The organism is Cryobacterium sp. TMT2-15-1 (assembly GCF_004402345.1).
GTDB classification, from domain to species: domain Bacteria; phylum Actinomycetota; class Actinomycetes; order Actinomycetales; family Microbacteriaceae; genus Cryobacterium; species Cryobacterium sandaracinum.
This window is the reverse complement of the sequence record NZ_SOGD01000034.1, coordinates 43,342-68,349: the sequence shown is the minus strand read 5'-3', so window position 1 is coordinate 68,349 and position 25,008 is coordinate 43,342. Positions and strand designations below refer to the sequence as shown.

Sequence of the window (25,008 nt, the reverse complement as noted above, 5' to 3'; positions counted from 1 at the left end):
TGGGTCAGGCGGCGTTGGCCGCGAGGGTCTTCTCGATCGCCTGTACGATCTCGTCGGACTCCGGCTCGACCGTGGACGCGAAGCGGTTGACGATCTCGCCCTCGGGACTCACCAGGAACTTCTCGAAGTTCCACTTGATCAGACCGGGCAGCAGGCCCGACTTGAACTTGGTCAGCTGAGCGTAAAGCGGGTGCTGGTGCCTGCCGCGCACGTCGACCTTCACGCTCAGCGGGAAGGTGACGCCGTAGTTCATCTGGCAGAACGACTCAATGTCCGCCTCGGCCCCTGGCTCCTGTCCCATGAACTGGTTGCAGGGAAGGCCGAGCACGACGAGTCCCTCGTCGTGGTACTTCTGGTAGAGCGCTTCGAGACCGGCGTACTGCGGGGTGAACCCACATTTCGAGGCGACGTTCACGACCAGGACGGCCTTGCCACCGAACTGGCCGAAGGTCGTCTCCGTGCCGTCGATGAGGGTGAGCGGGGTCGAATAGAGCTCTGAGGCAGACATGCGTCCGACGCTACCGGTGCTGCCTTCGAGAAGGCTGGGCAGGGGAGCGGTGAAGGGGCTGACCAGGCTGCGGTAGAATGGGGCGTCATGAGCATCATCCGTGCCCTCTCGACTGCCGTGTCGATGACTTCACGGACCTGACGCCACCGCCTTCGGACTCAGCCTCGACTCCGACCCGATCGGACACCAGCGTCCGCCCCGGGCGCGGCCGCCCGAATCCAGACTTTGCACGATCTGTGCACCAGAACATCCGTTCACCAGGACCCGACAACGGTCCACTACGCGAGACACGCCCGCGACGCGCGCGTTTTCACACTGAGAAATGAGTTTTTTTGACCAAGCACCCGCTCGACCTGTCCACGCCGCCGCAGCTGCCCAGGCGCGGCCTCCGCGTCACCCCGCTCGGCGGTCTCGGCGAGATCGGCCGCAACATGACGGTCTTCGAACACAAGGGCAAGCTCCTGATCGTGGACTGCGGCGTTCTCTTCCCCGAAGAGACCCAACCCGGCATCAACGTGATCCTGCCCGATTTCTCGTCGCTGCGCGACCGCCTCCAGGACATCGAGGCCATCGTGCTCACCCACGGCCACGAAGACCACATCGGCGGCGTGCCGTACCTGCTGCGCGAGCGCAAGGACATCCCCGTCATCGGATCGCAGCTGACCCTGGCCTTCGTCACAGCGAAGCTCGAAGAGCACCGCATCACGCCGCGCCTGATCGAGGTCAAGGAGGGTCAGCGCCGCAAGGCCGGCCCGTTCGATCTCGAGTTCCTCGCCGTGAACCACTCGATCCCCGACGGACTCGCCGTCGCGATCCGCACCGAGGCCGGCCTTGTGCTCGTCACCGGTGACTTCAAGATGGACCAGTTCCCCCTCGACAACCGCCTCACCGACCTCCCCGGCTTCGCCCGGCTTGGAGAAGAGGGCGTCGACCTGTTCCTGACCGACTCGACCAACGCCGAGGTTCCCGGGTTCACGGTGACCGAGGAAGACATCCGCCCGGCCATCGACGCCGTCTTCCGCACCGCTCCGCGCCGGATCATCGTTTCCAGCTTCGCCAGCCACGTGCACCGTATCCAGCAGGTAATCGACGCCGCCGCCCGCCACAACCGCAAGGTGGCCTTCGTCGGACGCTCGATGGTGCGCAACATGGGCATCGCCGAGAAACTGGGCTTCCTTCAGGTGCCCAAGGGCCTCCTGGTTGACGTCAAGGCCTTCGACCGGATGAAGGACGACAAGGTCGTCCTCATCTGCACCGGTTCGCAGGGTGAGCCCATGGCCGCGCTGGCCCGCATGGCCAACCGCGAGCACACCATCAAGATCGGCGAGGGCGACACCGTTCTGCTGGCCAGTTCGCTGATCCCCGGCAACGAGAACTCGATCTACCGGGTCATCAACGGCCTCACCCGCTGGGGTGCCAACGTCGTGCACAAGGGCAATGCCAAGGTGCACGTCTCCGGCCATGCGTCGGCCGGCGAACTTGTCTACGTCTACAACATCGTCAAACCCAAGAACGTCATCCCGTACCACGGCGAATGGCGCCACCTCAAGTCCAATGCCGATCTCGCTATTCGCACGGGCGTCCCCGAGGACCAGGTCCTCGTCGTCGAAGACGGCGTGGTCGTCGACCTCGTCGACGGTGTCGCGAAAGTCACCGGCCGCGTGGCTGCCGAGCTCGTCTTCGTGCACGGTATGACGGTCGGCGGCGGCGGCTCCGAGGAGGCTCTCGCCGACCGCGTGCAGCTCTCCAACGACGGCGCCGTCACGATCCTCGGCATCCTCGACACCCGCACCGGGCTTCTCACCGAGCCGGTCGAGTTCATCGCCCGTGGCTTCGTGCAGGACAACGAGTGGATCCAGGGCGCGACCAAGTCCATCGATGACGCCCTGCGCGCCGCGAACAAGGTCAAGATCGTCAACGGCGCAGAGCTCGAAGACATCTTCACGCAGAGTCTGACCCGCTGGATGCAGCGCAAGTACCGCCGCATCCCGGTCATCACCTCGGTCGTCGTCGACGCCTGATTGTAGTCGCCGGGCCGCCGGGCCGTTCGGCCCGGCGGCCCTCCCGCTTCCTTCGCGACCAGAAACGACTCGGCGCCCATGCCCCCTGAATTGTCCGGTAGAAGAAACGCCCGTCGGTCCCGGCGGCGTTCGCGTGTGCTGATCGCGCTCGGTGTCGTCGTGGCCCTGCTGGCGACGACGGCGATCGTGGTCGTGGTCAATCTGCCCGACGACCTGTCGATCGGCCGGTTGTCGCAGAAGAGCAACATCTACGCCACAGCGAGTGACGGTTCGCCCTATCTGCTCGCCTCCTTCTATGACCAGAACCGGGTCGAAGTGAGTTCGGATGCGATCAGCCGGTACGTGAAGGATGCGGCGACCTCCGGCGAGGATCCCGGATTCTACGAGCACGGCGGCGTGAACATCTGGGGCAGCCTCACCGGCGCCGTCACCACGCTGTTCACCGGCGACGTCCGCGGCGGATCCTCGATCACCCAGCAGTACGTGAAAAATGTGCTCGTGCAGCAGTGCGAGGCCCTTTCCGACGACGCCGAGCGCATGACCTGCTACGACGCGGCCACGGAGACCAGCCCGTGGCGCAAACTCAAGGAGATGAGCCTCGCCGTCGGTCTGGAGAAGAAGTCCTCCAAGGACGACATCCTGCGGCAGTACCTGAACATCACCGGCTTCGGTGGATCCGTCTACGGCATCGAGGCGGCCGCCAACTACTACTTCAACACGACTGCGGCCGCGCTGACGCTGCCGCAGGCCGCGAGCCTCGTCGCGATCGTGAACAACCCGGTCAAGTTCCAGCTCGACGAACCCGACAGCCCGACCAACGGCGCCGCCAACGGGTACGCGGCCAACAAGGAACGCCGTGATTACATCCTCGACGAGATGCAGGAGAACCAGAAGATCAGCACGGCCGACCACGACGCCGCGATCAGCGCTCCGATCGAACCGACCATCACCGAACCGAGCACGGGGTGCCGCACCGCGGGCGGAAGCGCCTACTTCTGCGACCTGGTACTCCAGACCCTCCGGAACGATCCGGCCTTCGGGGCGGATGCCGATGCCCGCCTGGCCAACTTCCGGCTCGGCGGCTACAACGTGTACACGACCCTCGACCCGGAACTGCAGAGCGCGGCAGAGAGCACCATGGCCGAGAACGTGCCCAAGACCTTCGAGGATTGGGATCTCGGCGGCGTGATCACGAGCGTGGGCGTCGGTACAGGGCGTGTTCTGGCCATGACCCAGAACAAGGACTATAGCCAGGACCCGGCCGACACCGGAGCGAACTTCACCGGCATCAACTACAACACCGATCTCGACCAGGGCGGCTCCAACGGATTCCAGACCGGGTCGACCTACAAGGTCTTCACCCTCGCCGAATGGCTCACTCAGGGTAATTCGCTCGCCGACTCGGTCAGCGCCTGGGAACGCGACGAGTGGGGAACCTTCGAGGACAGTTGCAACGGTCCCCAGGACTACGGCGAGAGCTTCGCGCCCGGCAACGACTCCTCCTCGGATGACGATTCTTCCTATTCCGCCCTGGAATCGACCATCGACTCGATCAATACCGGCTTCATCGGAATGGCCAAGGAACTCGACCTTTGCGGCATCCGCAAGACGGCCGAAGCCTTCGGCGTGCACCGCGCCGATGGTGGCGCTCTGGAACAGGGCGCGTCCGCGGTGCTGGGCACCAATGAGATCGCGCCGCTGACGATGGCCGCCGCCTACGCGGGGATCGCCAACAACGGCGTCACCTGCACCCCGATCGTGATCGACCGGATCACCGGCCCCGACGGAGCCGAACTTCCCGCCCCGCAGTCGAATTGCACGCAGTCCGTCACCCCCGAGGTGGCCGCGGCCATGAGCTACGCGATGGAGCGCGTGATGACCAGAGGCTCGGGTAGCCCGTCGTACTACGACACCGACCCGCAGGTGCCGATGATCGGCAAGACCGGCACCACCGATGAGAACAGGGACACCTGGATGGCTGGTGCGAGCACGAAGGTCGCCACCATCGTGGGCGTCATGAACGTGTCCGGGGTCGGCGAGGACCAGCGGGAGACATATTTCGAGAGCGGGCAGGCGGCCACGGCCCGGCACCGGATGTGGCCCGAGATGATGGGCGTCGCCAACGAAAAGTACGGCGGAGACGAGTTCACGGAGCCGCCGCGCGACCTGACCCGCTGACCCCATCCGACGGCATCCGCCTGGCCGCGGCCCTCGTGCTGGCCGCTGCCCTCGCGGTTCGGGCTGCTTGCCTGCGAATCAGGACCGACGCGCCTAATACGCGGCGGGAACCTCGTTGCTGCCCGTGGCGAGGTCTTCCAGCATCAGCTCGGGGTGGTCGCGCACGGTGTTTCGCAGCCGCCACGGAGTGCTGAACAGGGCGAGCAGCGTGCCGTCGGAGCGCATCAGCACCTCGACCTGGCGGTCGTGGCCGAGGATCTCGGCGCTCGCGCGGTCGGTGCGCCGGGCCAGCTGGTACGGCAGAGCCTCGGTGCGAATGGCGGCGCCGAAGTCGTGCGTCATCCGTTCCTCGACAACCTCGAACTGCATCGGCCCGACCGCGCCGAGCACCGGCGCCTGGTCGCCGCGCAGCTCCGACCGCAGCACCTGAATGACACCCTCGTGGTCAAGCTGGTCTATGCCGCGACGGAACTGCTTGTGCTTGCTGGAGTCCGCGGACCGCACCACCCGGAAGTGCTCGGGCGCGAACATCGGCAGCGGCGGGTATTCCACCGGTTCGATCTCGAAGATCGAGTCGCCCACCCGCAGGGCGGAGGCATTGACCAGGCCGACGATGTCGCCGGGCCAGGCCTCGTCGGCCACCTCCCGCTCGCGCCCGAACAGGTGCTGCGCGTACTTGGTGGCGAACGGCCGCCCGCTGGCCGCGTGGGTCACGATCATCCCGCGCCGGAACTGACCCGAACAGACCCGCACGAACGCGACGTGGTCGCGGTGCGAGGCGTTCATACCGGACTGCACCTTGAACACGAAACCGGAGAAGGCGCTGTCCACGGGGCGGTGGCCACCGGATGCGTTCTCCCGGGCTTCCGCGGCCGGCGCGAAGTCCACGAGGGTGTCCAGAATGTGCTGCACGCCGAAATTGAGCACGGCCGCGGCGAACAGCACCGGGGTGGTCTCGTTCGCGAGGAAGCGGGCCTCATCGTGGTCCTGGCTCTCCTCGGCGAGCAGCTCGGACTCCTCGGCCGCGGTGACCCAGGCTGCGCCCTCCTCAGCGGCCGCGACGGCCACACTCAAGCGTTCGGGTTCGGCGGCTTTCGTTCCGCCGGTGGTGCGGTGAAAGCGGATGAATTCGTGTGAGGACCGGTCGATCACGCCGCGGAAGTCACCGGCGATCCCGACGGGCCAGGTCAGGGGAGTGGGCAGGAGTCCCGTGCGCTCCCGGATCTCGTCCATCAGGTCCAGCGCCTCGGCACCGGGACGGTCCCACTTGTTGATGACCGTGATCACCGGTAGGCCGCGCTGCTTGCACACCTCGAAGAGCTTCATGGTCTGCACCTCGAGACCCTTGCTGGCGTCGACGAGCATGACTGCGGCGTCGACGGCGGAGAGCACGCGGAAGGTGTCCTCGGAGAAGTCGGCGTGCCCGGGGGTGTCCACCAGATTGATCACGGCGTCGCGGTACTCGAACTGGATCGCCGCGCTGGTCACGGAGATGCCGCGGGCCTGCTCCATCGCCATCCAGTCGGAGACGGTGCCGCGCCGGCCGGCCTTGCCGTGCGTGGCGCCGGCCGTGGTGATGGCCCGCGCGTGCAGCAGCAGGGCCTCTGTGAGCGTCGACTTCCCCGCGTCGGGGTGCGAAATCACGGCGAACGTGCGTCGCCTGCGCGCTTCTTTCAATACCTCGGGCGTGGACACGCCGGCGAGCTGCGTCATGGATCCTTCTTTCGCGGATGATTCGGGCAGGCGGGGGGCGTTGCCTGGGCGGCCGCTACTCAGGAATCGGTTCTCCCCAATTCTAACTTCACACTCTGGGAACTGATTCTCCGCTTCCGGCGGCGGGGTTCAGGCCCGATGCGCGCACGGTTTGGTAACGGTCCAGGCGTGTCCTGTGCAACGTTCGGCCCCGGGGATAACCTCGGCTCAACCGAAGGGAGACGACGGATGCCGCGTCCGAGCATGCACGGTTCCCGCCATACGACCACCAGCATGCCCGCTCATCCGAGCGGACAGGGCCCGGCTCCGATCTCGACGTCCATCCCGACCGCCCCGCAGGCGGCTTTGCCGCCCCCGCTCGCGATCCCGGATCCGTACGTCCCGCGGGCCGCCCCCGCGACCGGGGCGTCCCCCCTGGCGCTCCGCCGCACGATTGCCGACACCGACCTCACCGTGCACCCGCTGGCACTCGGCACGAGCGTGTTCGGGTGGACGGCAGACGGCGCCACGAGCCACCGCATCCTCGACCGTCACCGCGACCTGGCCGGAAACTTCCTCGACACGGCCGACAGCTACACCTCCGGCCGTAGCGAGGTGATCATCGGGTCGTGGCTGCGCTCGCGCCGAACGCGCGACAGCACCGTCATCGCCACCAAGATCGGCAAGAACCTCGACAACCCCGGGCTCTCCTCCCGCAGCATCATCGGCGCAGTGCACGCCTCCCTCGACCGACTGGGGACGGACTACATCGACCTGCTGCACTTCCACTTCGACGACCCGACCGTGCCGCTGGAAGAGAGCCTCGGCGCCGTCGATGTGCTCATGCGCCGCGGCCAGGTGCGCTACCTCGCCGCCTCCAACTTCTCCGCCGAACGTCTGATGGAGGCCCGCGTTCTCGCGGCGAACGGCCTGCCCCGCTTTGTCGCCCTGCAAACGCAGTACAACCTCCTGCACCGCACCGCATTCGAATCCTCCCTCGCCCTCGTCACCCGCGCCCAGGGAATGGCGGTGCTCCCCTATTTCGCGCTCGCCCACGGATTTCTGGCCGGCCGGTACCGGTCGAAGGCCGATTTGGAGAAGACCACTCGCAGCTCCCGCGGTGCCCAATACCGCAACCGCAGCGGATTCCGCGTGCTTGCGGTGCTGGACCGCATCGCCGAGGAGCACGAGGCGCCGCCGGCGGCGATCGCGATCGCGTGGCTGCTCGCACGGGGGCCGGTCGTGGCGCCGGTGGCCAGTGCCAGCCAGCCCGAACAGGTCGACGCCCTCGTGACGGCGGCCGGCATCCGTCTGACCCGCAGCGACATGGTAGACCTCGACCGGATCTCGGCCTGACGCACCGGTGCCGGCCGAACACCGGCGCCGGCCGAACACCGGTGCCGGCACCCGGGCCGTGCCGGCGCCGTGACGTAAGGTGGTCTAGTCATGAACGGTGCCGTCGAATTCTCTCTGGATCTGCCCGAACTCTCGTTTCGCGCGGCAGGTGATTCCCTGGTGCGCCGCAGCGTGTTGCCGAGCGGTGTGCGCATCGTGTCGGAACACGTTCCCGGCAGCCGCAGCCTGACCATCGGCTACTGGGTCGCGGTCGGCTCCCGCGACGAGGAGCCCGGCCACTTCGGGTCCACCCACTTTCTGGAACACCTCCTGTTCAAGGGCACCGCCAAGCGCACCGCCCTCGACATCGCGATCGCCTTCGACTCGGTCGGCGGTGAGCACAACGCGATGACGGCCAAGGAATACACCTGCTACTACGCCAAGGTGCAAGACCGAGACCTGCCGATGGCGGTCGAGGTGCTCACCGACATGCTCACGTCGTCACTGCTCGACCCGGTTGAGTTCGAGAACGAGCGGGGCGTCATCCTCGAAGAGCTGGCCATGGCCGACGACGACCCGGCCGACGTCGCCAACGAGCGCTTCTTCGAGGCGGTCATGGGCGATCACGCGCTCGGGCGCCCGATCGGCGGTAGTCCCGACACGATCCGTGCGGCCACGCACGCCGCCGTTCTGGAACACTACCGGGCGAACTACCGCCCGCAGGACCTGGTCGTCACCGTGGCCGGCGCGGTCGACCACGACGTGCTGGTCGCCGCAGTCACCCGGTCCCTCGCCCTCGCCGGCTGGGACCTCAGCGTTGTCGCGCCCCCGGTCGGCCGCCGGGCCGGTGCCCCTGCCGCGCTCAGCCAGGGTGATGCGGTCACCATCGTGCGCCGCCCGCTCGAACAGGCGAACATCCTGATGGGCTTCCCCGGCCTCCTGGCCACCGACGATCGGCGCGTCACCATGAGCGTGCTCACCTCGATCTTCGGCGGGGGCATGTCCTCGCGCCTGTTCCAGGAGATCCGCGAGAAGCGCGGTCTGGCCTACTCGGTCTACTCCTTCGCGCCCGGCTACTCGGATGCGGGACTGTTCGGCATGTACGCGGGCTGCACCCCGGCGAAGTCCGGCCAGGTGGCCGAGCTGATGCTGGGCGAGCTGCACCGACTCGCCGACCACGGCGTCACGGCCGACGAGATGACGCGGGCCGCGGGCCAGTTGTCCGGCGCATCCGCTCTCGCCCTGGAAGACTCCGATACCCGGATGTCCCGGTTGGGCCGCGCCGAGATCACCCTCGGCGAGTTCATCGACCTCGACGAGGCCCTCCGCCGGCTCGCGCGCGTCACGGCCGACGACGTCCAGAACCTCGCCGCCGAGCTGGCCGCCGGCTCGCTCTCCATCTCCGCGGTCGGCGCGCTCGACGACGACGTCTTCGCCGGGATCCTGCCGACCGCAGTGCCCTCCTGAGCAAAACTGTCGGGCCCAGAAACTCGGAGCCCAGAAAACTCGGAGTCCAAAAACTCAGTGCCCGGATGCTGAATGCCCAGAACCACCGAGACCCAAAGCCGGGGCCACACGCTGATGTGCGCTCCTGACTGAGAGAGATCCCCTTGCACCATTACATTTACCTCGTTCGTCACGGTGAACAGCAGGATGCCGAGCACGGCATGCCCGACGGGCCTCTGTCCGCGCGCGGCACCCGGCAGGCTCAGCTGATCGCCGAGCGTCTCGGCGGCGTGCCGTTCACGGACGCCTGGCATTCCCCGCTGCAGCGCGCTGCCGACACGGCGAAAATCATCGCGCAGCGACTGCCGGCCCTGACCTCGGTGCCCAGCCCGCTGCTCTTCGACTGCATCCCCTCCGGCAGGGCGCCGGAGACGCCGTCGGCCTATGCGCCGTTCTTCGGTGGGGTCACCGAGGCCGACATCGAGGCCGGCAGCGCGCAGATGGGCGACGCCGTGGCCGAGTTCCTCCAGCCACGCCGCGGCGAACGCCACGACCTGCTGATCACCCACAACTTCGTCATCGCCTGGTTCGTTCGGGAGGTGCTCGGCGCCCCGGACTGGCGGTGGATCAGCATCAACCAGGCGAACTGCGGCCTCACCGTGCTGCACCAAAAACCGGGCCGCCCCTGGACGTTACTGACCCACAACGACACCGGGCACCTCCCCGTGGAGCTGCGCACCGGTCTGCCGGACCCGCTCCTGTTCTAGGTGGATAGGCGGATTCCGGGCGGCCGATTCTCGGCTGGCCCGGCTTTGTCCGTCTTCCGGGTGAGGCTCTTGTGATACCAGGTCGTGGCATTCGGGTTGTCGTTATACGGCGCGACGGACTCGTAGCCCGACCGCGCGTAGAGCGCTCCGGCCGCGGTCAGGCTCGCGTTGGTGTCGAGCACGACGTCGTCGGCGCCGAACCCCCGGGCGCGTCGTTCGAGCTCGGTCAGCAGCGACTGCCCCCAGCCGCGCCCCCGCACCTGCGGCTGTAGCCAGAGATGTTTGATCTCGAACCGCACAGTTCCGGCCGGGGAATCGTCGAGACGACGGATGCCGCCACACCCCACAAACGCACGTTCGGCCGGTCCCATTTCCTCGCTGACCAACAGGAACACCCCGGACGGCGGCAGGAACTGGACCGGATCGGGGAACGTGGTGCGGTACCGGCCCTGCGCGGCCGGGAAGCCCGACTCCCGATCGCTGAAGTACTGGGTGAGCAGCACGATGGAGCCGGAATCCGTCACCGACACGGCGGTGAAGGCAAGGGCGGGAGTGTCAGGCATGGCCCAAGGCTAACTCGATGCCCCGCGATTGATAGATTGGACCCATGAAAACACGGGTGGCCATCGTCGGCGTATCGGGAACGATGGGCCGCCTGGTCTCGGGTCTCGTCGAGCAGTCCGAGGAGTACGATCTCGTCGCCGGCCTGAACTCGAAGAGCGACCTGTCCGAGATGATCGGCGCGGAGATCGTGATCGATCTGACCCTGCCCGGGGTCAGTCAAAGCGTGGTCGACTTCGCGGTGGACCACGGCCTGCGCGTGCTCGTGGGCACCTCCGGCTGGTCGCAGTACCGCATCGACGCCCTCTCCGCCCGCCTCGCCGGGCAGAATGGGATCGGCGTCGTCATCATCCCCAACTTCTCGATGGGGTCGGTCATCGCGACCGGCCTGTCGGTGCTCGTCGCCCGCTTCTTCGACTCGATCGAGATCGTCGAGGCCCACCGGGCCGGCAAGGTGGACTCTCCGTCGGGCACGGCCGTGCGCACAGCCGAACTGATCGGGCGGGCCAGGGCCGAAATCGGGCCGGTGTCGGCGCCGCACACCGACCAGCGCGCCCGTGGCCAGCAGGTGTCGAGCATCCCCGTGCACAGCCTGCGCCTCGACGGCATGCTCGCCCGCCAGGACGTGTTCTTCGGCGGTGCGGGGGAGACCCTCACGATCAGCCACAACACCCTGTCGGCCGCATCCTACGAACGTGGCATCCTGCTGGCCCTGGCGGCCACGCGCACGGCCGTCGGCGTCACAGTCGGGCTCGACCAGATCATCGATCTCGGACTGGGTGCGCCCACGACGGTCACGACTGCCCACCCGGGTGAGGCCGCCGAATGAAGGGCCGGCTTGCCGCCGGCCTGATGGCCCTGCTGCTGGTGTTCTACCTGGTCCTCGTCGGCTGGCGAGCGGTGTTGTTCCTGCAGAGCGGCGAAATCATCGGCATCGTGATCGGGGTGGCGCTTCTCGTACTCCCGTTGGTCGGAGTCTGGGCGCTGGTCGCCGAACTCCAGTTCGGGCGCAACTCCGAGCGGCTCGTGCGCCGACTGGAGGCCGAGGGCGGACTCCCCGTCGAAGAACTGCCGATCCGGCCGAGCGGACGCCCCATGCGGGACGAGGCCGACGCCGAATTCCCGATCTACAAGGCGGCCGTCGATGCCGCCCCCGACGACTGGCGCGCCTGGTTCAGGCTCGGCCTGGCCTACAACTCCTCGGGGGACCGCCGCCGCGCCCGCGGCGCCATCCGTACCGCGATCGCCCTCGAGCGCTTCTAGCCTCCGCCGGTGCGTGAGCCCGCCGAAACCCGGTGACCCGGCCCTCGAACCAGCTCACCCGCATCCATCACCGCGCGCTAAAGGGGTGGCGCCTCGGCCGTCCACGGCCGCGAACGGTCAGAACTACGGGCGGCTGAGCATCCAGGCCACGGCCTCGGCCGCGGTCGTGTGGGTGAAGACGAAACCGTCTGTGTGCAGCTTCTCCGGCACGATCTGCTGGTCGGCGAGCAGCAGTGCGCGAGCGGCATCCTGCAGTGCGAGCGTCAGCACGAATTCCGGCACCGGCACCAGGAACGGGCGGTGCAGCCCGGCCGAGACGGCCCGGATGACGTCGTTCGCGGTGGCCGGTGTAGGGCCGACCAGGTTGACCGGACCCGACAGCGTCGAGGTGAGCAGGTGCACGACGGCCGCGGCCTCATCGTGCAGGCTGATCCACGGCCAGTGCTGGGTGCCACGGCCGAGCGGGCCGCCCAGGCCGAGCTTGACGATCGGCAGAAGCGGCTTCAGGGCGCCGCCGCGGGCGATGACCAGCCCGGTGCGGAGGGTGACGACACGGGTCGACTCCGGCGCACGTTCGGCCTCGGCCTCCCAGTCTCGGGTGACCTTCGCCAGAAAATCGTTGCCGGCCGGGGAGTTTTCGGTGAGTACCTCACTCGGACGGTCGCCGTAGATGCCCACAGCCGACGCATTGAGCAGCACGGCCGGCGGTGTCGCCTGCCGGCCCATGGCATCCGTCAGCGTGCGTGTGGCCTGCACCCTCGAGTCACGGATCTCCCGGCGATAGGCCTTCGTCCATGGCAAACGGGCGATGGAAGCCCCCGACAGGTTGATCACGGCGTCGACGCCGTCGAGGGCGCCCTTGTCCAGTCTCAGCGCGGCCGGGTCCCAGCGGAATTCGTCGGCCCCGCGCGGATCGCGGCGCACCAGGTGGGCCACGGTGTGGCCGGCCGCGCGCAACTGTGCGCTCAGCTCGGTGCCGATCAGTCCGGACGCGCCGGAGACGAGAACTCGCATTGTGTGCGGGCCGCGCCTACGCCAGCTCGGCTTCGATGGTGATCGGGATGCCCGCGAGCGCCTTCGAAATCGGGCAATTGGCCTTGGCGTCCTCGGCGTAGACCGCGAACTCCTCTTCGGTCAGGCCGGGGATCTTGGCGCTGACCAGGAGGTGGCTGCCCACCACGCCGACGCCGGCTTCGAAGGTGACGGCCGCGGTGGTCTGGATGCTGTCGGGGGTGTGTCCGCCGGCGCTGAGGCCGTTGGCCAGGGCCATCGAGAAGCAGGCCGCGTGGGCGGCTCCGAGAAGCTCTTCCGGGTTGGTGGTGTTCGGGGTGCCGACGGACCGGGCCTGCCAGGTGACCGGGAACTCGGCGGTCTTGGAGGAGTCGAGGGTGACGGTACCGCTGCCGGACTTCAGATCGCCGGTCCAGACAGTTGTTGCTTCGCTGGTGAGTGCCATGGTGTTGCCTCCTGAAAGTGAAGCTTCAGCCTAACTGTCGCCTCGGCCCACAGGGGGTTCACTCTCAGCCAATGATCAGGGATGAAGCCGCGGCAGCCATCAGCTCCCGGCCACGGCCGTCGGCCCGCGTCCGAGGATGCCGGCACGCACCAGGAGCAGGTACAGCTGGCAGCCGAGGCAGTAATCGAACACGGCGTTCAGGAACGCCGCGACGAATGCGACGGCGGCAGCGACGCCCACAGCGGGCGTCAGCCCGGCCAGACCGAGCAGCACGCCGGTCACGGTGACCAGCAGCCCTACCCCCTGCGCAAACGTCGGCGCGGCCGATTTCTCCAGTGCGACGGGCGGGCCGAGCCGCGGCCGCACGACGGTCTTGAACAGCACGCCGTACGGGTGCCGCCCGGCGCCGGCGAAGGAACCCCAGGCAAAGAGGGCCGAGAGAATCGTGAGGAGGACGAAGGCGGCGACGGATGCCCCGGTCAGCGACAGGAACACCACCACCAGGAGCAGAACGGCCGTGATCGCGGCGCCGAAGCGTGGTCCGCGCGGGTCGAGGTCCGGGCGATCCGGGCGGACCCGGCGCGCGGAGGGCTGCGGCCGGGGTTCAGCGGGCGAGCTGGGCATGGCTGCTCCCGGTGAGGTCGTCGAGTTGCCGGAGGACGCCGGCCCGGTTCGGAACGCCGCCGATCCGGGCGCGCACCTGACCGGTTCCATCGAGGATCAGTGTGGTCGGGGTTTGCAGGATCCCGAACCGGTTCGCGAGGTCGCGGCGGTGGGTCAGGTCGACGTCCAGGTGCGCGACGCCGGGACGGGACCGGGCCAGGCCGGCGAGGAGCACCTGGGTGCCGGGGCAGCGGGTGCAGTGACTGGTGGAGAACTGCACGAGCGTGGCGTTCGCCCCGAACGGAACCCGGCTGCTGACATCCGCCGGCGTGAGCGCGTCCGGCACACCGAGCGCTTCCGGAGCCGCCGGGGCGACCACGATGGGGCGCCCCTGGCGGGACCGCCAGACGAGGCCCAGCACGGTGGCGCCCGAGACGAGAACCAGCACGAGAATCAGGGCGGAGATCGGACTCATGCTGCGACGATACAAGGATCTCGGACCGGGCGGGTCCGTGTGACGACAGGTTACGCGTGCAGCAGGTATCGTTTAGCCGTGTCTGAAATTGAGTTCCGCTCCGATGTAACCGTCGAACTGGTGCGCGCGAGCGCCCACGACTCCGATGTGCTGTTCGCCGCACGGGTGTCGACTCAGGGGGAGCAGACCCTGACCAAGGCCCTGCTCGAGGAATCGGACGGCGACGCCGCGAGCACGGGTGACGCCGGGCTGATCAACTACCTCATGCGCGACCGCCACGGCTCGCCGTTCGAGCACAACTCGATGACCTTTTACGTGCAGGCGCCGATCTTCGTGTTCCGCGAGTTCATGCGGCACCGCATCGCCTCCTATAACGAGGAATCGGGCCGCTACCGCGAGCTGAACCCGGTCTTCTACGTTCCGGCCCCGACCCGCAACCTCGTGCAGGTCGGCAAGCCCGGCGCCTACGACTTCCTGCCCGGCACGGCCGAGCAGGCCGCGCTGGTCGACCAGCTGACCCGCGAGGCCTCCGCGCACGCCTACGCGTCGTATCAACGGATGCTCGAAGCCGGCGTGGCCCGCGAGGTTGCCCGCATCGTGTTGCCGCTCAACATCTTCTCCTCGATGTACGTGACCATGAACGCCCGGTCGCTGATGAACTTTCTCAGTCTGCGCACCAAGCGCGAGGGAACCCACTTCCCGTCGTTCCCGCAGCGCGAGATCGAGATGTGCGCCGAGAAGATGGAAGACCAGTTCGCGGCCTTGATGCCGCTTACCTACGCCGCTTTCAACAAGAACGGTCGCGTCGCCCCGTAACGTGACGCCGCGGCGGTGCGGGGCCCCACGCTGACCGGTAGCCTGTCCCTCGTGTCTATGTCTCAGAATCCCTTCGGCCAGGTCCTCGTTGCCCTGGTGACTCCCTTCACCGCCGACGGCGAAGTCGACTGGGCGGGCGTGGCCCAGCACATCGACGACGTCATCAACGCCGGAGCGGACGGCATCGTCGTCACCGGCACCACCGGTGAGACGTCTACCCTCACCGACGCGGAGAAGATCCGCCTGGTCGAGGTCGGCAGGGATATCTCCGGCGGACGCGCGAAGATCATCACCGGCGGCGGGTCCAACGAGACCGCCCACGCCATGCAGCTTGCCAAGCAGAGCGAGAAGGCGGGCGCCGACGGCAACATGATCGTCACCCCGTACTACAACAAGCCCACCCAGGCCGGCGTGCTCACCCACTTCCGCATGATCGCGGATGCCACGGATCTGCCCGTGATCCTCTACGACATCCCCGGACGCACCGGTATCCCGATCGAATACAAGACGATCCTACGGGCCGCGAAGCACCCGAACATCCTCGCCGTCAAAGACGCCAAGGGTGACCTGGCCCAGGTCAGCCGCGTGCTCAACCAGACCGACCTGATGTACTTCTCCGGCGACGACCCCAACGTTCTGCCGCACCTGTCGATCGGGGCGACCGGCCTGATCGGGGTCACGGCGAACATCGCCGCGACCCCGTATCGCCAGATGGTCGACGCCGTGAATGCGGGAGACCTGAAGGCGGCCACCGCCGCGCACCAGCAGCTCGAACCGCTGGTGCGGGCCTGCATGACGCACGTTCCGGGTACGGTCGCGGTCAAGTACATCCTGCACGGCCTCGGCCGAATCAACAGCCCGCGCGTGCGCCTGCCCCTCGTCGGCCCGGAGGAGTGGGAAGCCGCCCAGATCGAAGACGAAATAGACCTGGTCAAGAACATCCCCGGGGTCGACTTCTCCAACTTCCGCCCGGACCGCAATGCCGCGGCCGGCGGCGCCCTGCCGAAGGTCGCCGGAACGACACGCTAACCGCCCCACCGAACCCCGAGGAGGGCCTGTGCCCATCGATGTGTACGACCCGGCCCCGCTCATGGCGGGAACCCTCCGCATCACGCCGATCGGTGGCCTTGGCGAAATCGGCCGCAACATGACCACGTTCGAGATCGACGGCAAGCTGCTGATCGTCGACTGCGGGGTGCTGTTCCCCGAGGAGCACCAGCCGGGCGTCGACCTGATCCTGCCCGACTTCAGCCCCATCCGGGACCGCCTCGACGACATCCTCGCGGTCGTGCTCACGCACGGCCACGAGGACCACATCGGTGCCGTCCCCTACCTCTTGAAGCTGCGCGCGGACATCCCGCTGATCGGTTCGGGCCTGACCCTCGCCTTCATCGAGGCGAAGCTCAAGGAACATAAGATCACCCCGTACACGCTGCAGGTCCGGGAAGGCCAGAAGGAACGGCTCGGCCCGTTCAACCTCGAATTCGTCGCCGTGAACCACTCCATCCCCGACGCCCTGGCCGTGGCCATCAAGACCGTCGGCGGCACGGTGCTGCACACCGGCGACTTCAAGATGGACCAACTGCCGCTCGATGACCGCCTCACCGACCTGCGCGAATTCGCGCGCCTCGGCACCGAGGGCGTCGACCTGTTCCTGGTCGATTCCACCAACGCGGATGTCCCCGGCTTCACCCCCACGGAACGCTCCATCGGCCCCGTGCTCGACGATGTCATCGCCCGGGCTCCGCGGCGGGTGATCGTGGCCAGCTTCTCCAGCCACGTGCACCGGGTGCAGCAGGTACTCGACGCCGCCCACGCGAACGGACGCCGGGTCGCGCTCCTGGGCCGCTCGATGGTGCGCAACATGACCATCGCCGCGGACCTCGGCCACCTGCGGGTGCCGGAGGGCGTGCTGGTGGACTTCAAGAAGGCCGGCAACATCGCGGGTGACAAGATCGTCTACATGTCGACGGGCTCACAGGGTGAGCCGATGGCCGTGCTCAGCCGGATGGTGAACCAGGACCACCAGATCGAGGTCGGCCCCGGCGACACCGTCATCCTGGCCTCCAGCCTGATCCCCGGCAACGAGAACGCGGTCTACCGCATCATCGACGGCCTGACCAAGCTCGGCGCCACGGTCGTTCATAAGGGCAACGCGAAGGTGCACGTCTCCGGGCACGCCGCCGCCGGGGAACTGACCTACTGCTACAACATCCTGAAACCGAAGAACGTGCTGCCTGTGCACGGCGAATACCGGCACCTGGTCGCCAATGCCAAGCTCGCGGTGCAGACCGGCGTGCCGGAGGCGAACGTGCTCCTGGCCGAAGACGGCACGGTCATTGACCTCAAGGACGGTGTGGCCACCAAGGTCGGCCAGCTGGACCTCGGCTACGTCTACGTCGACGGCTCCACCGTCGGCGAGATCACCGAGGCCGACCTCAAGGACCGCCGCACCCTCGCCGAGGAGGGATTCATTTCGATCATCATCGTGGTCGACGCCGCCACCGGCAGGGTGATCGTCGGGCCGGAGATCCACGCGAAGGGCTTCGCCGAAGACGCCTCCGTGTTCGACGCCGTGCGCCCGAAAATCGAGGCGGCCCTGGCGGAAGCCGCCGAGCACGGGGTGCGCGACCCGTTCGCGCTGCAGCAGATCGTGCGCCGCACGGTCGGCCGCTGGGTGAATACCGCCTTCCGCCGCCGCCCGATGATCGTCCCCCTGGTGATCGAGGCCTGATCCCGCCGAGGGCGACGGATGCCGCGCGTCCGCCCGCCCCTGATGTCGCAGTCACTGATCGCCGCCCGCAGGCGTTGTGGCGTGCCTAAGCCCCAATGTCGGGGGATCGAAGTACCGTAGGTGCATGGCTACGAGCACTAAGTCGAACGGTCGCGCCCGCAGCACGCCTGCGCGCGGCACCCCGGCGCGCAAGCCCGCAGCCCGCACTGCCGCTCAGAAGACGGTCAAGTTCACCGCGGTCGAGGTCAAGCCGAGCCTGTTCGTGCGGTCGTGGATGGCCCTGGCCCACGTGACCGGCGGGGCCGCCCGGGCGCTCGGCCCGGAGAAGCTTTCCAAAGAAGAACGCCGCGACGGCCTGCCCTTCTTCCTCGTGCTGCTGTCGGTCGCCGGCGCCGTGATCGAGTGGTTCCTGATCAACAACGCGGTCGCCCAGACCCTCGACGCCTGGACCTTCGGCGGCCTGTTCGGCCGCGTCGCGTTCGCCCTGCCCGTGATCATGCTGCTCTTCTCCGTCTGGCTGTTCCGCAAACCCAGTTCGGTGCACGACAACGGCCGCATCGGCATCGGACTATCCGTGCTGCTCGTTTCGGTGTCGGGGCTCTGCCACATCTTCGGTGGCCAGCCTGCCCCCAGCGACGGCATGGAGACCCTCGCACTGGCCGGCGGCGTCATCGGCTGGATGATCGCTGCCCCCCTGATCTACCTGACCACGGCGATCGGTGCCACCATCGTCGTCATCCTGCTTCTCGCCCTGAGCCTCTTCATCATCACCAAGACCCCGCCCAACCGCATCGGTGAACGCAGCCGGGAGCTCTATGCCTGGCTGTTCGGGGCCCAGCTCCCCGATCCCGAGGAGCGCGCCGCCGCCCGGGAAGCGAAGCATGAGAAGGCCGTTCAGGTCGAACTGGACGGGGTCGACGACGACGACGCAGATGCCGGAGCGCTGCCCTGGTGGCGGCGCAACACGAGTAAGCGCGAGGAGGACCCTGACTTCGGCGGGCCGCTCGGCCCGAACGGTGCCGGTACCCCCGCCGACGATCCGAGCGCCGCCGGCCCGCACGGCGCCGACCCGCTGCGCACCCTGCTCGGCGGCGACAAACGAGGCAGCTTCGACACCGCGCTGGAGACGACGCCGACGACCCCGGGTCCCAACCAGGACCATTACGGCACCGAGGTGCTCGAAGACCTGCTCCGAGCCGAAGACGCCCTCAAACGCTTCACGGGCGCGATCGACCTGCCGCACGGCTCCTCGACCGGGCTCCAGGCCGACGACCAGACGGGCCTGACCGAGGTTCTTCCCGGATTGACCGGATCAGGATTCGACGCCCTCGACCCGGCCGCGGCCGGTGGGGCCGTCGGTTCCACCGACACGCCCCTGTCGCTGGTACCGGCCCCGATTCCGCCGGCATCAGACCAGCCCGCCGCGCCCTACCTGCTGCCCTCGGACACGACCCTCACCAAGGGCCCGCCGGCCAAGGCCCGCTCGGCGGCCAACGACGAGATCGTCAAGTCCATCACCGAGGTGCTGAGCCAGTTCCAGGTCGACGCGAAGGTGACCGGGTTCTCCCGCGGCCCCACCGTCACCCAGTACGAGATCCAGCTCGGCCCCGGAGTCAAGGTGGAGCGCGTCACCGCGCTGAGCAAAAACCTCTCCTACGCCGTCGCCTCCAACGAGGTGCGCATCCTGTCGCCGATCCCGGGCAAGAGCGCGATCGGCATCGAGATCCCCAACACCGACCGCGAAATCGTCACCCTCGGTGACGTGCTCCGCTCCCCGGCGGCCTCGAACAGCACCCACCCGATGACCATCGGCGTCGGGAAAGACGTCGGCGGCGGCTTCGTGCTCGCCAACCTCGCCAAGATGCCTCACCTCCTGGTCGCCGGTTCCACTGGTTCCGGCAAGTCCAGCTTCGTCAACTCCATGATTACGAGCCTGCTCATGCGGGCCAAGCCGAGCGACGTGCGCATGGTGCTGATCGACCCGAAGCGGGTCGAACTGGCCGCCTACGCCGGGGTCCCTCACCTGATCACCCCCATCATCACCAGCCCGAAAAAGGCCGCCGAGGCGCTGCAGTGGGTGGTGAAAGAGATGGATATGCGATACGACGATCTGGCCAGCTTCGGATTCCGCCACATCGACGACTTCAACAAGGCCGTCGTCAACAACGAGATCGTGCTGCCCGCCGGCAGCCTGCGCAGCCTCAAGCCGTACCCCTACCTCCTGGTCGTCGTCGACGAGCTCGCCGACCTGATGATGGTCGCACCGCGCGACGTCGAAGACTCGATCGTGCGCATCACCCAGCTGGCCCGCGCTTCGGGCATCCATCTCGTGCTCGCCACCCAGCGCCCCAGCGTCGACGTCGTCACGGGCCTGATCAAGGCCAACGTGCCCTCCCGCCTCGCCTTCGCCGTGACCAGCGTCACCGATTCCCGGGTCATCCTCGACCAGCCGGGCGCCGACAAGCTGATCGGGCAGGGCGACGCCCTGTTCCTGCCGATGGGAGCCTCCAAGGCCATCCGCGTGCAGGGGGCCTGGGTGAACGAGGCCGAGATCGAACGCGTCGTCAAGCACGTCACTCTGCAGGCCCGCCCCGACTACCGGCCGGATGTCTCCATGGTCGCCCCCCGCAAAGAGATCGACTCCGACATCGGAGACGACCTCGAGGTGCTCCTCGCCGCGGCGGAACTGGTCGTGTCGACCCAGTTCGGGTCCACCTCGATGCTGCAGCGCAAGCTCCGGGTCGGCTTCGCCAAGGCGGGTCGCCTGATGGACCTGCTCGAGTCCCGCGAAATCGTCGGTCCCTCCGAGGGATCGAAGGCGCGCGACGTGCTCGTCTCCGTGGAGCAGCTGCCCGGCGTGCTGGCCCTGCTGCGCGGCTCCGACGCCGAACACCACGCCGCCACGGCCACCGCTCAGGCCGCCGCGGCTCACCAGTCCGCGGCCCAGCACACGCCCGGCCCGCCCGATCCGCGCTACGCCGACGACCCGGTCGCCAAAATGTCGGAGGGGTACCTTGAAGAAGACGCATCTCCCGATGAAGACGCCTGGCAACTGACCGACAGGGACTGACCCATGGCCACACCATCCACGCCGGTCGTACGGCCCAGCAACTGGAATCTCCCGAATCTGATCACGATCGTGCGCATCCTGCTCGCGCCGGTGTTCATCTATCTGCTCCTCGCCGACGCCGGCCAGGACGGCGCGCTGCGCTGGTGGGCGGCCGCCCTGTTCATCGTGGCCATCGCCACCGACGGGATCGACGGGGCCATCGCCCGCCGGCGCAACCTGGTCACCGACCTGGGCAAGATCCTCGATCCGATCGCCGACAAGGTGCTCACCGGCGGAGCCCTGGTCTGCCTCTCCCTCCTCGGCGAGCTGTGGTGGTGGGTGACCATCGTCATCCTCGTGCGCGAAGTCGGCATCACGGTGTTCCGGTTCGTCATGCTGAAGGACCGGGTCATCCCGGCCTCACGGGGGGGCAAGCTCAAGACCGTGTTGCAGTCCGTGGCGATCTCGCTCGCCCTCGTGCCCCTCTGGCTGCTACTGGGCGACTGGATCTACTGGGTCAACTGGACGGCCATGGCCCTCGCCCTCATCGTTACCGTCGTCACCGGCTTCGACTACCTCGTGGCGGCGCGGCGCGAGAACCGGCTCCAGCACGACCGTGGCTGATCCGATTCCCCCGGCATTCGCCGAGAGCCTGTCACCCGCTGACACACCCGGAGCGACGGATGCCACCGCGCGCCTCATCGCCGAACTCAGCCGCCGCGGCCTCACTATCGCCGTGGCCGAGTCCCTTACCGGCGGGGCGCTGACAGCCGAACTCGTCCGCATCCCCGGCGCATCCGTCGTCGTCAACGGGGGAGTGGTGGCGTACCAGAGTGCGCTCAAGCACACCCTCCTCGGCGTCGACGCGGCTCTGCTCGAGGAGCACGGTGCGGTGCACCCGCAGGTTGCCCTGCAGATGGCAGAGGGCGTGCGTACGCGCCTCGCCGTCGACGGCCGGCCCGCCGACATCGGCATCGCCACGACGGGCGTGGCAGGGCCGGACGGCCAGGGCGGCCACGAGCCGGGGACGGTGTTCCTCGGGCTGGCTCGTAGAGGAGAAATATCGGTCATCCCGCTCCGGCTGCACGGAGACCGTGCTCTCATTCGAGCAGCCTCCGTGGCCGCGGCCATCGAAGCTGTGTGGCAGCTGTTAGCCCGTGACGCGGTGGAATAGTTCCCCGAATTCCGTGGTTACAACGAGCGTATTCACAAGAAAAGCCCAGTCGATATCGGTAGTGTCAGGGTGTTCAAGGTTGTAGTACTCTTGCGATCCAACACACGAAACCACCCGGTTGAGTGGGCGCCAGAAGTATCAAACGGTACTCGATAAGCAACACATAATCAGTACGAGAAGGAGGTTCCGATGATTCTTGTTCGACAGGAAATCGGCGATGTGCTCAGGGACTTCCGCCTGCAGAAAGGGCGCACACTCCGTCAGGTAGCCAGCAGGGCCAGCGTGGCCCTTGGGTATCTGAGCGAAGTGGAGCGTGGCCAGAAAGAAGCGTCTTCCGAGATTCTGGCTTCCGTTGCAGAAGCGTTGGAGACCCCGATCTCGGTCATCATGCGGGAAGTCGGCGACCGACTGGCCATCATCGAGGGAATCGACAGGTTCCCCGACACTGTGCCCGACGAGCTCGTGGCCACCTACGACGACATGATGGTGCGCTAGTTCCATCCCATGCGACTCAGTGAGTTCCGTCAGGCTCTGAGCGACGAGTTCGGCGATGGCTACGGCCGCGTTCTCACTCGCGATCTCATCCTGACCCCGTTTGGCTGCACCGCCGACCAGGCTCTGGCCGGCGGTGCTTCGGCGCGCGACGTCTGGCTGGCCCTCTGCGCCGAGACGGATGTCCCGAAGGCCCGTTGGCACGGTGCGGGCCTCCCCGCCGCCCGCAGCTAGGTTTCGCTCGACACGCGCCGGATTTCGGGGAATTCTCGAATGCGTGTTCGCATTTTGATATGCTCCTCCACAGCAGGAGTCGAAGACGGCTTATCCACTGCCGCTCCCCGTTCCCGGCTCTGTCGGACGTGCCGCGTACAGTCGGTTTGTGTCAGCGACAGAGAGCACATGCCTTGTTGAAAGCGGGTGTCGGGGTCTTCCCGGTAGCCAAACGCAACAGCCTATAGGCGCCGAAATGCACGACCGAAGGAGACCCCTCATGGCATCATCAGCAGATCGCGAAAAAGCGCTTGACACCGCTCTCGCAGCAATCGACCGCCAGTTCGGCAAGGGTTCGATCATGCGTTTGGGCAGCGACGAGCGCGCCCCCGTCGAGACGATCTCCACGGGGTCGATCGCGCTGGACGTGGCCCTCGGCATAGGTGGCCTGCCCCGAGGTCGCATCGTGGAGATCTACGGTCCGGAATCGTCGGGAAAGACCACGCTCACCCTGCACGCCATCGCGAACGCGCAGAAGAACGGCGGCATCGCCGCCTTCATCGACGCCGAGCACGCTCTGGACCCTGAGTACGCCCGCAAGCTCGGAGTCGACATCGACGCGCTCCTCGTCTCCCAGCCCGATACGGGTGAGCAGGCGCTGGAAATCGCCGACATGCTCGTGCGAAGCGGATCCATCGACCTGATCGTGATCGACTCCGTCGCCGCGCTGGTTCCCCGCGCCGAGATCGAGGGCGAGATGGGTGACTCGCACGTGGGCCTGCAGGCCCGTCTGATGTCCCAGGCCCTGCGCAAGCTCACCGGTGGCCTCAGTCAGACCAACACCACCATGATCTTCATCAACCAGTTGCGCGAGAAGATCGGGGTCTTCTTCGGCAGCCCCGAGACCACCGCCGGGGGCAAGGCGCTCAAGTTCTACGCGTCGGTGCGCCTCGACATCCGCCGTATCGAGACCCTGAAAGACGGCACCGAGGCCGTCGGTAACCGCACGCGGGTCAAGGTCGTCAAGAACAAGATGGCACCGCCCTTCAAGCAGGCGGAATTCGACATCATCTACGGCATCGGCATCTCCCGGGAAGGCAGCCTGATCGACTTCGGTGTCGAGCACGGCATCGTCAAGAAGTCCGGCGCCTGGTACACCTACGACGGCGACCAGCTGGGCCAGGGCAAGGAGAACTCGCGCAACTTCCTGCTGCGCGAAGCGGAGATGGCCAACGAGATCGAGAACAAGATCCTCTTCAAGCTCGGGATCAGCCCCGAGGGTGCGGCCGCCAAGAAGGCTCAGGCCGCAATCGACGCCGCAGCCGCCCTGGTCACCGCAGCCGCAGCCAAGGAGGCCGCAGCCGCCAAGGCGGAGTCCCTCCAGGCCAAGCTCGCCGCCCGCAAGGGGGCGTAGCGCATGGTCCACTTCGAGCCGGCCGACGAGGTCGCGTCGCTGAGTGCGGCACGTCGCAAGAGCGCGGCCCGCGGCACCGCCGCGATCCGGCCGGTTGAGCTCGAGGCGGCGCCGATCGCCGACGAACGACTGGCGCCCGTCTCGTATCTCGGCGACGGTGGTCCGGCGGCATCGAGCGGCCCCGCAGTCGACAGCGTTGCCGGTGCCGGTGCCGGTGCCGGTGCCGGTGCCGGTGCCGGTGTCGGTGCCGGTGCCGACGACGGTGCCGACGACGGGGACGACACCCCCGAGGGAGTGGCTTCCCGGGCCGCCGTCGATCGCGAGCACGCCGAAGGGGTGCTGCGCCAGCGGCTGCGCGGCCGGTCCCTGTCGGCGGCCGAGGCCCGCACAATTCTTGGCGGTACGGAGGTCGCTGAGCACGAGATCGAAGAGATCATCGAGCGCTTCATCGAGTTGTCCTACATCGACGAGGGCCGCCTCGCCGATCAGATCGTGCACAGCCACCACGAGCGTAAAGGCCTGGGACGCTCCGGCGTGCAGGCGGAGATGCGCCGCCGCGGGCTCGATCAGGACCTCATCCTGGAAAAGCTCGACGAAATGCCCGACGACGAGACGGAACGGGCCATCGAAATAGCCGTCAAGCGGGTGGGGCAGCTCGGGCGGCTCGACGACCAGACCATCGACCGTCGACTCAACGCGTTCCTGATGCGCAAGGGCTATTCCTCGTCCATCGTGCGCGTGGCGGTGAAGGCCGCCCTTGCCTCCCGCGGTGGTTCGCCATCGCGGGTGCGGTTCCAGTAGGGAGCGGGTC

24 protein-coding genes are annotated in these 25,008 nt (G+C 67.6%); 17 read left to right on the top strand and 7 right to left on the bottom strand.

The annotated features are described in order from the left end of the window. Positions 1-4 precede the first annotated feature (4 nt). A complete protein-coding gene (locus E3O62_RS09620; protein ID WP_134398346.1) occupies positions 5-508 on the bottom strand; it encodes a glutathione peroxidase in 504 nt (167 codons plus the stop codon). Between the two features lie 332 nt (positions 509-840). On the opposite strand from E3O62_RS09620, the gene E3O62_RS09615 reads away from it, so the two are divergent. Both E3O62_RS09615 and E3O62_RS09610 read left to right on the top strand, forming a co-directional pair. Next, a complete protein-coding gene (locus E3O62_RS09615) occupies positions 841-2,529 on the top strand; it encodes a ribonuclease J (RefSeq protein WP_233191417.1) in 1,689 nt (562 codons plus the stop codon). A gap of 135 nt (positions 2,530-2,664) precedes the next feature. Further along, a complete protein-coding gene (locus E3O62_RS09610) occupies positions 2,665-4,707 on the top strand; it encodes a transglycosylase domain-containing protein (protein ID WP_166786455.1) in 2,043 nt (680 codons plus the stop codon). A gap of 93 nt (positions 4,708-4,800) precedes the next feature. On the opposite strand, the gene E3O62_RS09605 is transcribed toward E3O62_RS09610, so the two are convergent. Then, positions 4,801-6,420 (bottom strand): peptide chain release factor 3, encoded by a 1,620-nt coding sequence (locus E3O62_RS09605; RefSeq protein ID WP_134398344.1) that lies wholly within the window; start codon positions 6,418-6,420, stop codon positions 4,801-4,803. 228 nt (positions 6,421-6,648) lie between these two features. Between E3O62_RS09605 and E3O62_RS09600 the strand changes: the two genes are divergently transcribed. The 3 genes from E3O62_RS09600 (at position 6,649) to E3O62_RS09590 (ending at position 9,947) form a co-directional block, all read left to right on the top strand. Next, on the top strand, positions 6,649-7,755 hold the full coding sequence (locus tag E3O62_RS09600) for an aldo/keto reductase (protein WP_241973406.1): 1,107 nt from the start codon (positions 6,649-6,651) through the stop codon (positions 7,753-7,755). 90 nt (positions 7,756-7,845) lie between these two features. Continuing rightward, positions 7,846-9,201 carry a pitrilysin family protein gene (locus E3O62_RS09595; RefSeq protein ID WP_134394657.1) on the top strand — a complete coding sequence of 452 codons (1,356 nt, stop codon included), beginning with the start codon at positions 7,846-7,848 and terminating at the stop codon, positions 9,199-9,201. A gap of 143 nt (positions 9,202-9,344) precedes the next feature. Continuing rightward, positions 9,345-9,947, top strand: coding sequence for a histidine phosphatase family protein (locus E3O62_RS09590; protein ID WP_134394655.1), 603 nt, complete (start codon positions 9,345-9,347; stop codon positions 9,945-9,947). Here the strand turns inward: E3O62_RS09590 and E3O62_RS09585 are convergent. Beyond that, complete coding sequence (locus E3O62_RS09585) at positions 9,944-10,510, bottom strand: GNAT family N-acetyltransferase (RefSeq protein ID WP_134398342.1); 567 nt, start codon at positions 10,508-10,510, stop codon at positions 9,944-9,946. The genes E3O62_RS09590 and E3O62_RS09585 overlap by 4 nt on opposite strands. 44 nt (positions 10,511-10,554) lie before the next feature. Here E3O62_RS09585 and dapB point away from each other — a divergent pair, with 44 nt between their 5' ends. Next, positions 10,555-11,337, top strand: coding sequence for a 4-hydroxy-tetrahydrodipicolinate reductase (dapB, locus tag E3O62_RS09580; protein ID WP_134398341.1), 783 nt, complete (start codon positions 10,555-10,557; stop codon positions 11,335-11,337). Further along, positions 11,334-11,771, top strand: a complete 438-nt coding sequence (locus tag E3O62_RS09575; protein WP_134398340.1) for a tetratricopeptide repeat protein — start codon at positions 11,334-11,336, stop codon at positions 11,769-11,771. The genes dapB and E3O62_RS09575 overlap by 4 nt, the downstream gene beginning before the upstream one ends. Before the next feature lie 123 nt (positions 11,772-11,894). Here the strand turns inward: E3O62_RS09575 and E3O62_RS09570 are convergent, their stop codons facing one another. From E3O62_RS09570 to E3O62_RS09555, 4 genes are all read right to left on the bottom strand, one after another. Beyond that, positions 11,895-12,785 (bottom strand): TIGR01777 family oxidoreductase, encoded by an 891-nt coding sequence (locus E3O62_RS09570; protein WP_134398339.1) that lies wholly within the window; start codon positions 12,783-12,785, stop codon positions 11,895-11,897. A gap of 16 nt (positions 12,786-12,801) precedes the next feature. After that, positions 12,802-13,227 (bottom strand): OsmC family peroxiredoxin, encoded by a 426-nt coding sequence (locus tag E3O62_RS09565; RefSeq protein ID WP_134375124.1) that lies wholly within the window; start codon positions 13,225-13,227, stop codon positions 12,802-12,804. A gap of 99 nt (positions 13,228-13,326) precedes the next feature. Next, complete coding sequence (locus E3O62_RS09560; RefSeq protein WP_134398338.1) at positions 13,327-13,851, bottom strand: DUF4395 domain-containing protein; 525 nt, start codon at positions 13,849-13,851, stop codon at positions 13,327-13,329. Next, complete coding sequence (locus tag E3O62_RS09555; protein WP_134394644.1) at positions 13,832-14,305, bottom strand: thioredoxin family protein; 474 nt, start codon at positions 14,303-14,305, stop codon at positions 13,832-13,834. Before E3O62_RS09555 ends, E3O62_RS09560 begins: the two co-directional genes overlap by 20 nt. A 78-nt stretch (positions 14,306-14,383) precedes the next feature. Here E3O62_RS09555 and thyX point away from each other — a divergent pair, with 78 nt between their 5' ends. From thyX to E3O62_RS09505, 10 genes are all read left to right on the top strand, one after another. After that, entirely contained in the window at positions 14,384-15,121 is a 738-nt protein-coding gene (gene thyX / locus E3O62_RS09550; protein WP_134394643.1) for an FAD-dependent thymidylate synthase, read from the top strand. Positions 15,122-15,172: 51 nt separating this feature from the next. Beyond that, on the top strand, positions 15,173-16,150 hold the full coding sequence (gene dapA / locus E3O62_RS09545; protein WP_134394641.1) for a 4-hydroxy-tetrahydrodipicolinate synthase: 978 nt from the start codon (positions 15,173-15,175) through the stop codon (positions 16,148-16,150). A 61-nt stretch (positions 16,151-16,211) separates the two neighbouring features. After that, complete coding sequence (locus E3O62_RS09540) at positions 16,212-17,855, top strand: ribonuclease J (protein WP_134398352.1); 1,644 nt, start codon at positions 16,212-16,214, stop codon at positions 17,853-17,855. Positions 17,856-17,979: 124 nt separating this feature from the next. Then, positions 17,980-20,925: a DNA translocase FtsK gene (locus E3O62_RS09535; RefSeq protein WP_134398337.1), complete on the top strand. Its 2,946-nt coding sequence runs from the start codon at positions 17,980-17,982 to the stop codon at positions 20,923-20,925. 3 nt (positions 20,926-20,928) lie between these two features. Then, complete coding sequence (gene pgsA, locus E3O62_RS09530) at positions 20,929-21,528, top strand: CDP-diacylglycerol--glycerol-3-phosphate 3-phosphatidyltransferase (protein WP_134394637.1); 600 nt, start codon at positions 20,929-20,931, stop codon at positions 21,526-21,528. Then, positions 21,521-22,078 (top strand): CinA family protein, encoded by a 558-nt coding sequence (locus E3O62_RS09525; RefSeq protein WP_370448904.1) that lies wholly within the window; start codon positions 21,521-21,523, stop codon positions 22,076-22,078. Before pgsA ends, E3O62_RS09525 begins: the two co-directional genes overlap by 8 nt. A gap of 189 nt (positions 22,079-22,267) precedes the next feature. Further along, complete coding sequence (locus E3O62_RS09520) at positions 22,268-22,573, top strand: helix-turn-helix domain-containing protein (RefSeq protein ID WP_134394636.1); 306 nt, start codon at positions 22,268-22,270, stop codon at positions 22,571-22,573. Between the two features lie 9 nt (positions 22,574-22,582). Further along, on the top strand, positions 22,583-22,804 hold the full coding sequence (locus E3O62_RS09515; protein WP_134398336.1) for a DUF3046 domain-containing protein: 222 nt from the start codon (positions 22,583-22,585) through the stop codon (positions 22,802-22,804). Positions 22,805-23,063: 259 nt separating this feature from the next. Further along, positions 23,064-24,197 carry a recombinase RecA gene (recA, locus tag E3O62_RS09510; RefSeq protein ID WP_134394632.1) on the top strand — a complete coding sequence of 378 codons (1,134 nt, stop codon included), beginning with the start codon at positions 23,064-23,066 and terminating at the stop codon, positions 24,195-24,197. A gap of 3 nt (positions 24,198-24,200) precedes the next feature. Continuing rightward, entirely contained in the window at positions 24,201-24,998 is a 798-nt protein-coding gene (locus E3O62_RS09505) for a regulatory protein RecX (RefSeq protein WP_134398335.1), read from the top strand. Positions 24,999-25,008 lie beyond the last annotated feature (10 nt).